The organism is Pseudoalteromonas sp. SM9913, assembly GCF_000184065.1.
GTDB lineage: Bacteria > Pseudomonadota > Gammaproteobacteria > Enterobacterales > Alteromonadaceae > Pseudoalteromonas > Pseudoalteromonas tetraodonis.
In genome coordinates, this window is sequence record NC_014803.1 from 2386421 (window position 1) to 2399028 (window position 12608).

11 protein-coding genes are annotated in these 12608 nt (G+C 42.1%); all 11 read right to left on the reverse strand.

Features of this window, described 5'->3' with window-relative positions; genetic code table 11:
• Positions 1 to 4: 4 nt before the first annotated feature.
• Positions 5 to 769 carry a flagellar motor protein gene (locus tag PSM_RS10915; protein WP_013465546.1) on the reverse strand — a complete coding sequence of 255 codons (765 nt, stop codon included), beginning with the start codon at positions 767 to 769 and terminating at the stop codon, positions 5 to 7.
• The gene (locus PSM_RS10920) at positions 762 to 1913 is read right to left on the reverse strand and encodes a protein-glutamate methylesterase/protein-glutamine glutaminase (protein ID WP_013465547.1); all 1152 of its coding nucleotides are present in this window, start codon (positions 1911 to 1913) and stop codon (positions 762 to 764) included. The genes PSM_RS10915 and PSM_RS10920 overlap by 8 nt, the downstream gene beginning before the upstream one ends.
• A 52-nt stretch (positions 1914 to 1965) precedes the next feature.
• A complete protein-coding gene (locus tag PSM_RS10925; RefSeq protein ID WP_013465548.1) occupies positions 1966 to 4182 on the reverse strand; it encodes a chemotaxis protein CheA in 2217 nt (738 codons plus the stop codon).
• Positions 4183 to 4196: 14 nt separating this feature from the next.
• Positions 4197 to 4964 carry a protein phosphatase CheZ gene (locus PSM_RS10930; protein ID WP_010387932.1) on the reverse strand — a complete coding sequence of 256 codons (768 nt, stop codon included), beginning with the start codon at positions 4962 to 4964 and terminating at the stop codon, positions 4197 to 4199.
• A gap of 16 nt (positions 4965 to 4980) precedes the next feature.
• Positions 4981 to 5364, reverse strand: coding sequence for a chemotaxis response regulator CheY (gene cheY, locus PSM_RS10935; protein ID WP_008112210.1), 384 nt, complete (start codon positions 5362 to 5364; stop codon positions 4981 to 4983).
• A 40-nt stretch (positions 5365 to 5404) separates the two neighbouring features.
• On the reverse strand, positions 5405 to 6115 hold the full coding sequence (locus PSM_RS10940; RefSeq protein ID WP_008112209.1) for an RNA polymerase sigma factor FliA: 711 nt from the start codon (positions 6113 to 6115) through the stop codon (positions 5405 to 5407).
• Between the two features lie 26 nt (positions 6116 to 6141).
• Positions 6142 to 7002, reverse strand: a complete 861-nt coding sequence (locus PSM_RS10945; RefSeq protein ID WP_010387928.1) for a MinD/ParA family ATP-binding protein — start codon at positions 7000 to 7002, stop codon at positions 6142 to 6144.
• A complete protein-coding gene (gene flhF / locus PSM_RS10950; RefSeq protein ID WP_013465549.1) occupies positions 6995 to 8485 on the reverse strand; it encodes a flagellar biosynthesis protein FlhF in 1491 nt (496 codons plus the stop codon). Before flhF ends, PSM_RS10945 begins: the two co-directional genes overlap by 8 nt.
• 21 nt (positions 8486 to 8506) lie before the next feature.
• Positions 8507 to 10615 carry a flagellar biosynthesis protein FlhA gene (gene flhA / locus PSM_RS10955; RefSeq protein ID WP_008112204.1) on the reverse strand — a complete coding sequence of 703 codons (2109 nt, stop codon included), beginning with the start codon at positions 10613 to 10615 and terminating at the stop codon, positions 8507 to 8509.
• A gap of 71 nt (positions 10616 to 10686) precedes the next feature.
• Entirely contained in the window at positions 10687 to 11817 is a 1131-nt protein-coding gene (gene flhB / locus PSM_RS10960; RefSeq protein ID WP_013465550.1) for a flagellar biosynthesis protein FlhB, read from the reverse strand.
• 9 nt (positions 11818 to 11826) lie between these two features.
• A complete protein-coding gene (gene fliR / locus PSM_RS10965) occupies positions 11827 to 12606 on the reverse strand; it encodes a flagellar biosynthetic protein FliR (protein ID WP_013465551.1) in 780 nt (259 codons plus the stop codon).
• Between the last annotated feature and the right edge of the window lie 2 nt (positions 12607 to 12608).

Sequence of the window (12608 nt, forward strand, 5' to 3'; positions counted from 1 at the left end):
GGCGCTAATGGGCCTGTAAAATTGGACGTTCAACGCGGTAGGCTTCAAGCTTTAGTTCAATATTAATAGGGCTCTCACCTTGGCTAATAGCAATTACACCTTCCGCTAACATTTCGTGATAAAGCATCTTTTGTTCAACCCGTTGCTTTAGCTTATTGGCCATAGGTAAAAATAATAAATTAGCCAAACCAACACCATATATAGTTGCAATGAACGCGGTGGCAATACCCGTTCCTAACTGCTCAGGATCGTTAATAAATGACATGGCTTGAATAAGCCCAAGTACCGCACCTAAAATACCAATAGTTGGGCTATACCCACCCATTGCTTCATATACCCGGCTAGCATCAAGTAATCGTTCTCGCTCAAGTAATAAGTCAATCTCGAGGGTATCGCGTAGTTTTTGCTCTGAACAGCCATCAACTAATAAACTCAGTCCTTTGGCAGCATAGGGATCTGAATGCGCAAGTGCTTCGTTTTCTAATGCTAAATACCCTTCTTGACGGGCTTTATGCGACCAACGTTTTACTTGCTCAATAGCATCTTCAATATCATGGTCGTCGGTAACAAAAACCCAATGAGTAATACTAAGCATTTTTTTAAATGTATTGGCTGATGTTTGTAGCATCACCGCACCTAATGTACCGCCTAATACAATAATTAGTGCAGGCCCATTAAACAGCGCAGATACCACACCTCCCTCTAAAGAATAACCGATTGCAATAGCACCTAATGCAACCAGTAATCCTAAAACAGAAAGCTTATCCACAGCCAACCTCTCTTTTTAAACGTGCAGCCACATCATGAAGGCTAATGCTTTCGCTCGCTAAACCTGCACTGGCTATAGCCTGAGGCATACCATAGACAACACAGCTTTTTTCATCCTGAGCCCAAATTGTAGCGCCAGTTTGCTTAAGCATGCGAGCACCATCACGACCATCTGCACCCATGCCTGTCAAAATAATGGCAAGCACATCACCTTGATACGCTTTGGCCGCACTGGCAAAGGTAATATCAACACTTGGTTTATAGTTTACTCGTTCATTTTTATCTTCAAACACACGAAGGGTTCTATTAGAGCCACGTCCTTCTACCATCATTTGCTGGCCACCTGGCGCTAAATAAGCGCACCCAGGTTGCAATCTATCGCCTTGCTGCGCTTCTTTTACCTTAATCTTACACAAGCCATCTAAGCGAGTAGCAAAGGCCGGGGTAAATGCAGCAGGCATATGCTGTATAAGTAAAATAGGGTGTGGAAAATTAGCAGGTAATTGCGTCAAAATAGTTTGCAGTGCAACCGGCCCACCTGTGGATGTACCAATAGCAACTAACTGATACTGCTTACCACTGGCACGCGCTGAGGCACTGCTGCTAGTAGGTGCAGGACTCGCATTATTAAAGCTACGATCAGGTTGAACTATCGGCTTTTTAGCAAGGTTAGAAAAGCGCTCAGAGCTGTTTGACGCTGGTTTACTAATACTTGGAGATGGGGCCGTTCTCGTAATTCTTCCAATACGCTGGCGGCCTATTTCCTTAACCTTATTTTGCAATAACTTAATTGCATCATCGTTATTGCGAGCAATATCTTCAAACTTTTTAGGTAAAAAGTCCATCGCCCCAGCATCAAGCGCATCCAAAGTGGCAGATGCCCCTGCTCGTGTTAACGATGAAAACATTAAAATAGGTGTTGGATTACTCGCCATGATCTCTTTCACAGCACTAATACCATCCAGCACCGGCATTTCAACATCCATGGTGATAACATCAGGACGTAACTGAGCTGTTTTTTCGACGGCCTCTCGGCCATTTACAGCAAAGCCTATTACCTCAATGCCGCTGTCTTGTTCAAGAATTTCACTCACTCTGCGGCGAAAAAAGCTTGAATCATCAACTACTAAAACTTTAACAGCCATTTCGCTCTCTTATTCAATGAATGGGTAGGCATAAGTTTATACCTACTTTTTATTATCCAGCGTAATGCTTTAGCATACTCGGTACATCTAATATCAGTGCAATTCCACCATCAGAGGTAATAGTCGCACCCGCCATACCCGGCGTACCTTGCAATAATGCATCTAGAGGCTTGATCACCACTTCTTCTTGACCTATTAGTGAATCAACAACGAACCCTACTTTTTGAGTCCCTATTTGCACAATAACGACATGCCCTTGTGCTTTTCGCTGACCTCTATCAGCGCCTTTTATAAGCCAATGTTCAAGGTAGAATAATGGAATCGACTTTTTACGAACAATAATCGTTAGCTGGCCATCAACCACATTAGTTTTTGTTAAATCTAAGTGGAATATTTCACTTACACCCGCTAGCGGCAAGGCAAAGGTTTGCTCTCCCACCACCACCATTAAGGTAGGCAATATCGCAAGTGTTAGTGGAACTTTGATTTCTAAAGTAGTCCCTACGCCCATTTCTGATTTTATGTTAACCGAGCCATTGAGCTGAGTGATTTTTGTTTTAACCACATCCATACCAACACCACGGCCAGAAATATCTGAGATTTCTTCTTTGGTTGAAAACCCAGGTGCAAAAATAAGGTTATAAGCTTCAGTATCAGAAAGACGACTCGCTTGGTCGTGATCAAGCACCCCTTTACTAATCGCAATCTTTTTAAGCTTTTCAGCATCCATACCGGCACCATCATCTTGGATGGTAAGTAGAATATGATCACCCTGTTGCGAAGCTGATAAAGTCACCGTACCTGTTCTAGGTTTACCCGATGCTTCACGAATATCGGGCATTTCAATACCATGGTCGACCGAGTTGCGAACCAAATGCACCAATGGATCGGCCAATGCTTCCACTAAATTTTTATCTAAATCGGTGTCTTCACCGACAAGTAATAAATTAATATCTTTTTTAAGTGTTCGTGCTAAGTCACGTACAACACGAGGAAAACGGCCAAATACTTTTTTAATTGGCTGCATTCGTGTTTGCATTACTGCACCTTGGATATCAGCAGTCACAACATCTAAGTTGGAAATAGCTTTACCCATAGCCTCGCTATCAGAATTAGTCGCCAAACTCACTAAGCGATTTCGCACAAGTACTAACTCGCCCACCATGTTCATTATTTGGTCTAGGCGTTTGGTATCAACACGTACTGTTGTTTCTGCCGGTGGAGGCGCTGCTTTTTTAGGCGGCGCAGCTTTAGCTGCTTGTGCCGCAGGAGCAGGCTTAGCTGGCTCTGGTTTAGGCTGTGGCTTAGCTGCAGCAACTGGTTCTGGCTTTTTAGCTGCCACTGGTTCTGGTTTACTTACAGGAGCCGGTGTTTCTATCGACTTAGGTGCACCTTTACCATGAAGTTCATCAAGTAACGCTTCAAACTCGTCGTCACTTATTTCATCATCGCCCGAGCTTTGCTCGTTACTTGGTGGAGCCACAGGGGCTGATGGTGTTTGTTGTGGTGTACTTGCGGTTGCTTGGCTCACTTCGCCAAAGCTGCCTACACCATGAAGTTCATCCAATAAGCTGTCAAACTCATCGTCAGTTATATCACCACTGACATCATTGTCACTTGATGATGATTGTTTTTCTTGTGGGGCTTGCCCTTTTCCATGAAGTTCATCAAGTAGGCTTTCGAATTCGTCTTCGGTTATTTCATCAATCTGAGACTCAGTACTGCTGCTATCTGGGCCGCTAAATAATTCATCAAAAGCAAACGGGTCTTCTTCAGCATCGTTGCTCGGTTGCTCTGCAACTGGTTCGGGCTCTACCGATGGGGTTTCGACAGGAGCTATATCTTCAACCACAGAATCGCCGGCAAGCTCTTCTGCTGTCGGTGGCTGTCCAAGTTTGTGAAGTACTGCAAGTAATTCTGGATCAGCAGGCTCTGGCTGGTCACGATTTTTAATCGTGGCAAACATTTCATTAATGGTATCCAGTGCTTGTAAAATCACATCCATTAATTCAGAGTTAACTGTTCTTACACCTTGGCGCAGTAAATCAAACACATTTTCAGCACCATGACATGCATCAACAAGCTCTGTCATAGCCAAAAAGCCAGCGCCACCCTTTACAGTGTGGAAACCGCGAAATATTGCGTTTAGTAGCTCAGTATCATCTGGGTTGTTTTCCAGTTCTACTAACTGTTCAGATAAAAGCTCAAGGATTTCTCCGGCCTCTACTAAAAAGTCTTGTAAAATATCTTCATCGACTTCAAAGCTCATGCAGTACTCTCCTATTAGAAGCCCAAACTTGATAATAGATCATCAACTTCATCTTGATCAGATACAACATCATTACGCGTTTCTTTATCAATAATAGGCCCTTCGGGACCTGCTAGTGTTTGTGCAACAATGGGATCTTCTATTTTTTCTGGTTGTTCAGTTGGTTCAACCTCACCACCTTGCGCTGCAAATGCAGTCAACAGGTGAATTAAACTTTCTTCAACTTCACGGACAAGTTCAATAACACGGCGAATAACCTGACCGGTTAAATCTTGATAGTCTTGAGCCATCAGCACATTAGTCATCAGCATTTGTAACTCATCGGTTTTGTGATGAGAACTGCTCATAAACTTATCAATACTATGACAAAGTGATTTAAACTCACCAAGCTCTATTTCGCGGTTCATTAAACGATCCCACGTTGGCTTGATATCAGCTATTTCGTCAGCGATTTCTTGTGCTAATGGTAAGCTTGCTTCAACCGCATCCATTGTCTTATTGGCTGCGTTTTCTGTCATTTCCATGACATAGTTAAGGCGTTTTTTTGCGTCAGGGATGGCATCAGTGGTAATGTCTGTTAAACGCGTGTCTAACTCGAAACTTTTTAAAGCTTCGTGCAGTTGACGCGTCAACTTACCCACCTCAGCAAATAACTGTGATTGCTCTTGTGAAGCTGTTTCTAAAATTAACTGATTCGCTTTATCTTGCTCACCATTTTCTAAAAAAACAACTAACTGGCGAGCTTGTTCTAAAGTAATCTGAGGCGCAGCAGGTGCTGACATAAGCCTCTCCCTCTCATTAACCTAAGCGTTCGAACACTTTTTCTAATTTAGTTTTCAATGTACCTGCAGTAAATGGTTTAACAATATAACCATTAACACCTGCTTGGGCCGCAGCAATTATTTGTTCTTTTTTAGCTTCTGCTGTAACCATTAAAACAGGAATATGCTTTAATTTTTCATCAGCTCGAATTGCCCTCAAAAGATCAATACCTTGCATGCCTGGCATATTCCAATCTGTTACAACAAAATCAAACGCTTGATTTTGCAACATAGGCAAAGCAGTTGACCCGTCATCTGCTTCTTGAACATTGGTAAAACCTAAATCGCGCAACAGGTTTTTAATAATACGTCTCATTGTTGAGAAATCATCAACAACAAGAATTTTAATGTTTTTATCCAAAACATCCTCCAGTGAGGCCTGAACCTTTATTTACTTACTTCTAGTTTATCCAGTCATTGATTTTTGCTTTAAGCTTAATCATCGCCTGACCATGTATCTGACTTACACGCGATTCACTTACATCGAGTATATGCCCAATTTCTTTTAAATTCATCTCATCGTTATAGTACAAAGAAAGCACCATTGCATCTTTTTCCGGTAACGACTTTATTGCACTGAGTAAAGACTCATTAAACCGTTCATTTTTAACATTATTGAACGGTTTGTCTAGTGCTAAATCTTGGCCATGAGGTGTAATCACATCGTCATCTATACCAAGGTCTTCAATACCTAACACTTTGCTTACATTTACATCGTTTAAAATATGATGGTACTCATTTAGCGAAATTTCAAGTTTTTCAGCAACTTCACTATCTTTAGGTTCACGGTTTAAACTGTTCTCAAGCGCAACAATAGTCTCTGCAACCAAACGGCTTTTTCTGTGAACTGAACGTGGAACCCAATCGCCTCGGCGCATTTCGTCTATCATCGCACCACGAATACGAATACCGGCAAAGGTTTCAAAGCTTGCGCCTTTGCTCGCATCAAAGTTTTTTGAAGCTTCAATTAAACCAATCATACCCGATTGAATTAAATCATCTAGCTGCACACTGGCCGGTAAACGAGCAATTAAATGGCACGCCACTTTTTTGACTAATGAGGCATGCTTTTCAACAATCATATTTAAATTTTGTGTTGACTGATATCCCATAGCTCTATTCACCGGTATTGTCATTGTTAGTTACTAACTAGTTTCTCAATGAAAAACTCTAAATGACCCGAGGCTTGACTAGGTGTTGGCCACTTAGCAATTTTTGTAGCCAGTGTTTTAAAAGCAATTGCAGCAGGCGACCCAGGAAAAACCTCAACAATTACTTTTTGGCGGCGCGTTGATTTGCGCATATTTTCATCATATGGAACCGTTGCAACCAACTCCATTGATATATCTAAAAATCGGTCGGTAACCTTTGAAAGTTTTGCAAACAATTCCTGCCCTTCGCGTAAACTACGCACCATATTGGCAACAATTTTAAATTTATAAACGCCGTGCTCACGGCTAAGTACTTTAATTAAAGCATAGGCATCGGTAATTGATGTAGGCTCATCACATACCACCACAACCACATCTTGCGCTGCGCGAGAAAAACTCAGCACCATATCGGAAATACCCGCAGCGGTATCAACAATTAAAATATCAAAGTCGGTGTTAAGTTCACTAAATGCACGAATAAGTCCAGCGTGCTCTGAGGGTGATAACTCAACCATACTTTGCGAACCCGATGTTGCAGGCACTATTTTTATGCCTGCGGGACCTTCGACTAAAATATCATCAAGTTCACATTCGCCCGATAAAACATGAGATAAATTACGCTCAACGCGCAGTCCAAGCATCACATCACAATTCGCTAATCCTAAATCAGCATCTAGTACAAGCACACGTTTGCCTTGTTGGCCTAACGCGATTGCCGTGTTAAGGGATACGTTCGTTTTACCCACTCCACCTTTGCCGCCGGTGACAGCGATAACTTTTACGCCGTTATTATTATTCTTGCTCATTTTGCGAAGGCCGCTTGCTTGATCTAAAACTGTGTTAATCATACATCTCTACTGTGCTCGACGCCACTGATTGGTGTCGTGATTGTTGTGCTTTTATTCTTTTTAAATACAATTGCTCAGCTTTTTTTACTAGTTTTTCGGCATTTGCCACTCTAATATCTTCTGGTACTCGCTGACCGTTAGTAAGATACCCTATTGGGAGACGATTTTGAATCGCAATACTAATAATCTCACCTAAACTCAATGACTCATCAAGTTTAGTAAAAATACATCCGCTTAGCTGTACTTTTTTAAAGTGCCTTACTGTTTCTTGTAATACATTAATTTGCGCCGTCGCACTTAATACTAAATAACTACGTATATCAACACGCTGATTACGCATTAAGGTGTTTAACTGCTCGGTTAAGCGTAAATCACGTTGACTCATTCCCGCTGTATCAATTAAGACTAGACGTTTATTTCGTAAATGGTATAAAACTTCTGCTAATTCATTTGCATCTTTAACTTGTTTAACGCCACAACCTATAATACGACCATACGTTGCTAGCTGCTCATAAGCACCAATACGGTAAGTATCGGTAGTAATAAGCGCTACTTTATCGGCACCGTATTTTTGTGCACCCAATGCTGCCAGTTTTGCAACTGTGGTGGTTTTACCCACGCCTGTAGGCCCGACTAACGCAAAAACACCGCCTTGGCGAAGTATTTCGTTGTTCGTAGTTTGCATTTGATCTTCAACCATGTTCAATAAAGCTTTCCAGCCTTGTTGGCGAGACACATCGTCTGGTACAAAACATGCCATTTGCTCAGCAACATTTTTCTCTATCCCCATACCGACTAAGCGGTCAATCATACATGCACGGGTCGGGTCGCGACGTGCCATATCTTGCTGCATTAAACCTGATACTTGGTGCTCTAATAGTTGACGAATTGCGTTCATTTCTTCACGCATTGTGCTGATGTCACTGGATTCTTTATGCATTGTTTGCTGACGCGGTGCGCTAGGTGAATCTAAATCGTCAAAGCCACTGTCTAAATCGTCAAAACCTAAGCTATCGGCTTGGGTGCGAGGGCGCACTGGCGCGCTTTGTTCACGTTCAAACATATTTTTAGGTCGTGATTGCACAGGCTCTTGTTCTTGATAGTGACCAGAAGTGTCAATGCCAGAGTGTGAAAACATTGAAGCAAGCTCTGCTGAACGAGGACGTGGAGACTGACGCTCTAGTAAGGCTTGTAAGCTATCTGCAACCTTTGCTTGTGGCTTAGGTTGAGCGCGTTGCGGTTCTGGTTTAACAAAATTATGTGAACTTTGCTCAGTATGTGCAAATGAAGCTCTTGCAGCGGGTTGGCTTTGAGGCTGCTCTGGCGGTTTTGTCGCTGCTTTGTCGTAATCAACTGCAGCAACAATTTCAACGCCATTAGCTAGTTTTTTATTTGACATAATAACCGCATCAACACCCAACTCTTCTTTTACTTCTTTTAGTGCAGTGCGCATGTCTTTAGCAAAAAAACGTTTAATTTTCATAATTCAAACCCCTTTAAAATCTTATTGTTGGCCTACAGAGCTGACAATCTTGATCTGTCTTTCATCTGGTATCTCTTGATAAGACATCACTCGCAATCCTGGAATGGTGTATTTAACAAATCGAGATAACACAGTGCGTAACATTCCTGACGTTAGCAATATTGAAGGTTCACCGGCCATTTCTTGATTTTGATGCGCTTCATTCAATGATGTTTGAAGTCTATCAGCAAGCCCTGGTTCTATTCCGGCACCTTCATCACCTGCATTTTGAAGTGACTGATGCAACATCTGTTCCAACTCGGGCGCCAAGGTTATGACAGGGATTTCAGAAGACATACCAACGGCATCTTGGACGATTAATCTACGCAGTGATATTCGCACTGCAGCCGTTAATACATCGGGGTCTTGGCTACGAGGGCCATACTCAACAAGGGTTTGAACAATTGAGCGCATATCTCGTATTGCTACCCCTTCATTTAATAAATTTTGTAGTACTTTAACGATGGTGGTCAGCGGTAATACCTCAGGTACAAGTCCTTCAACTAAGCGAGGGTGACTCTTACCTAACATATCTAATAAGTTTTGTACTTCTTCATGTCCGAGTAATAATGCGGCGCTATTGGTGAGTAACTGGCTAATATGGGTTGCCACCACGGTCGCCGAATCAACCACCGTGTAACCTAAAGACTGTGCTTCATCTTTTTGATCAGGTTTTATCCAAACTGCATCTAAACCAAACGCAGGATCTTTAGTTTCAATTCCTTTTAGCGGGCCAAATACTTGGCCTGGGTTAATCGCTAATTCATCACCATGTTTAAGCTCACCCTCACCACTTGATACACCCATCATGGTTATGCGGTATGCATTTGGGTCGAGTTCTAGATTATCGCGTATATGCACCGGCGGCACTAAAAAGCCCAGCTCTTGAGATAGTTTTTTACGCACTCCTTTAATACGGTTTAACAGCTCGCCACCTTGTGATTGGTCAACGAGAGGAATGAGTCGGTAACCGACTTCTAAACCAATAACATCAACTTGTTGAACATCATCCCAACCCAGTTCTTTTTGCTCTTGTTTAGCCGCAATTCCGGTACCTGAGGCGGCATTTTCGGCTTCTTCTGCTTCTGCAGCGGCTAATTTCAGTTTATTTTGCTGAGTATAGTATGCAAGGTAACCTAAAAGCGCCCCTAAGCTTAAAAATGCAAGGTGTGGCATACCTGGGACTAAGCCCATAGTAATAAGGATACCTGAGGCAATAAATAACGACTTTTCGTTACCTAATTGCTTCTTAAACTGATCGCCCATGTTGTGCGATTCATTTTGACGGGTTACAACAATTGCAGTACCAATTGAAAGTAGTAATGAAGGTAATTGCGCGACTAAGCCATCACCAATGGTCAATAGTGTGTACACTTCCATAGCGCGTGAAAAACTTAAATCATGTTGGATCATGCCAACAAATAAGCCACCCACAATATTGATTACTAAAATGACTATGCCAGCAATAGCATCGCCTTTTACAAATTTACTAGCACCATCCATAGAACCATAAAAGTCAGCTTCACGGGTTACTTCCTCACGACGTTCTCTGGCCTGCTCGGCACTGATAAAACCGGCATTCATATCTGCATCTATGGCCATTTGCTTACCTGGCATAGCATCTAGAGTAAAACGCGCTGATACTTCTGAAATACGACCAGCACCTTTGGTGATTACCACAAAGTTAATGATGATCAGAATTAAAAACACCACCAAGCCCACGGCGTAGTTACCACCGATTACCACTGAACCAAATGCTTCAATGACTTTACCAGCAGCATCCCCACCGTTATGACCCTCAAGCAGTACCACCCGGGTACTGGCCACATTGAGTGCCAAGCGCATTATGGTTGCAATTAACAGCACCGCTGGGAACATACCAAACTCAAGCGGCTTCATGGTGTATACAGTGACCAGTAATACAACTAACGCAAGCGCGATATTAAACGAAAATAATATATCAAGCAGGAATGGAGGCAGCGGTAAAATAACCATGCCCAGCGCAGCCAACACCAAAAGCGGTGTACCAACGCCCTTCGCATATTCTTTTTTATCTTTATTAAGTTGTTGTAATACCGCTTTAAATTCCATAACTCTACAATTTCAAAAAATTGACACTACGCTGAAATTGCAATAACTATTCCAAGTTAGTTGGTTAGCAGTTAATACTTAAATTCATCGGGGATAGGCAGCTTTTTATTAAGGGCAACAGGGCGTTTTCCACGGCCTTTTTTAAACCGTTTAAGCTGAAACACATAAGCAAGCACTTGAGCAACCGCAGTAAAGAGCTGATCGGGGATTTGCTCACCCACTTCTGCAGTATGATAAAGCGCTCGGGTTAAAGTTGGAGACTCAACAATAGGCACTTCATTACCCAATGCAATTTTACGAATTTGCATGGCGAGCTCATCCACACCTTTGGCTAATACAATAGGCGCGCCTGCTCGCTCTGTATCGTATTTTAAAGCTACGGAATAGTGAGTAGGGTTGGTAACAATAACATCGGCGTCTGGCACATCCTGCATCATTCTCTTTTGCGACATTTGACGTTGGGTTTGCCTTATGCGCGCTTTAATCTGCGGATCACCTTCTGAGTTTTTATATTCGTCTTTTACCTCTTGCATAGTCATTTTAAGCTGTTTGTTATGACTATAGCTTTGAAATGGGGCGTCAATAGCAGCAATAATAATTAAGGTGCAAGACATGCCTAAAAACATCCACGCTAAAATTTCCAAAGCATGAACAATATTGCCAGGCGCACTTTCTATACTTAAATGTAAGATTTCATCAAAAAACGTATTAATTAAAAAAATAGCAAATGCGGCTACTAAGCCAAACTTTAATAATGACTTAAGCAATTCTATAGCCGCTTGTGGACCAAACATGCGGGTAAAGCCTTTCATTGGCGACATTTTACTGGCCTTGGGCGCAGCTGCTTGCCAACTAAAATTAAAGCCGCCAAGCATGGTATTACCGATAAATGCAGCCAATACAATAATGAGTACAAACATCGACATAGGAAATAACAGTACGTCGGCCACCTCTCCCCATACGGCAAACATTTTGGTGGTGTCGTAGGTTTCATTGCGGTTAAGACTCAGCATTCTTCCCATAATGCGGTACAAGCCTTTGCCAATTTCAGGCCCATACATTAATAAGGAAATAGCAGAAAAAATAAGCACAAACATGGTACCTAACTCTTTAGAACGCGCTATTTGGCCTTTCTTTTTAGCATCATCAACTTTTTTGGGGGTGGGTTCTTCGGTTTTTTCTTGTCCGGAATCTTCAGCCATTACGCTCTCCTAAGGGGAACAACCAACTAGAGTACACATCAGCTCAACCATTTTTAGCCATTGGAACTCAAACTGAGTGACAAAGTTACCGAGCGTTGCCCAAATAATAACGAGCCCTGCCACTAAGGTAAACGGGAAGCCTATCGAGAAAATATTTAACTGCGGTGCAGCACGGGTCATAATACCAAATGCCATATTAATAACCAGCATGGCGGTTAATGGTGCTAATGACAGTACTAATGCAGTGGTAAACATCCAACCACCCCATGTCACTATGTCCCAGTAATGATCAACCGCCCACCAATTGCCATCAATCGGGAGTACTTCAAAACTGTGCACTACCATTTGAATCATCATTAAATGACCATTAAACACAAAAAATAATAAGGTAGCTAATATTAGATAAAATTGCCCCACTGCAGGCACACTCATCCCATTAGAGGGGTCAACAACAGATGCAAAACCTAAACCGGTTTGCATAGCAAGAATTTGACCGGCTAACACAAACGTATTGAGTAATAGTGTGGACGCAAAACCAATTGCGACACCAATCAACATTTGTTGGAGTACCACTAAAATCATTTCAAAAGAAAATAGATTAGTAAATGTAGCAGCAGGAAGAACAGGAACAACTAAGAAGGTGACCACAACAGCCAAGCCCATTTTTATTCGAGCAGGTACGTTTTTTGCGCCAATACCCGCCATGATCATGATCATAGAGCTGATGCGCACTAAGGGCAGTAAAAAATCACTTAACCATTGAATGACAACGGAAAATGGAAATTCCATTG

Coding starts and splice junctions, on each gene's coding strand:
- PSM_RS10945 (WP_010387928.1), bottom strand. CDS start 7,002: ATGATTAACACAGTTTTAGATCAAGCAAGCGGCCTTCGCAAAATGAGC.
- PSM_RS10925 (WP_013465548.1), bottom strand. CDS start 4,182: ATGAGCTTTGAAGTCGATGAAGATATTTTACAAGACTTTTTAGTAGAG.
- PSM_RS10930 (WP_010387932.1), bottom strand. CDS start 4,964: ATGTCAGCACCTGCTGCGCCTCAGATTACTTTAGAACAAGCTCGCCAG.
- PSM_RS10920 (WP_013465547.1), bottom strand. CDS start 1,913: ATGGCTGTTAAAGTTTTAGTAGTTGATGATTCAAGCTTTTTTCGCCGC.
- fliR (WP_013465551.1), bottom strand. CDS start 12,606: ATGGAATTTCCATTTTCCGTTGTCATTCAATGGTTAAGTGATTTTTTA.
- PSM_RS10940 (WP_008112209.1), bottom strand. CDS start 6,115: ATGGGATATCAGTCAACACAAAATTTAAATATGATTGTTGAAAAGCAT.
- flhA (WP_008112204.1), bottom strand. CDS start 10,615: ATGGAATTTAAAGCGGTATTACAACAACTTAATAAAGATAAAAAAGAA.
- flhB (WP_013465550.1), bottom strand. CDS start 11,817: ATGGCTGAAGATTCCGGACAAGAAAAAACCGAAGAACCCACCCCCAAA.
- flhF (WP_013465549.1), bottom strand. CDS start 8,485: ATGAAAATTAAACGTTTTTTTGCTAAAGACATGCGCACTGCACTAAAA.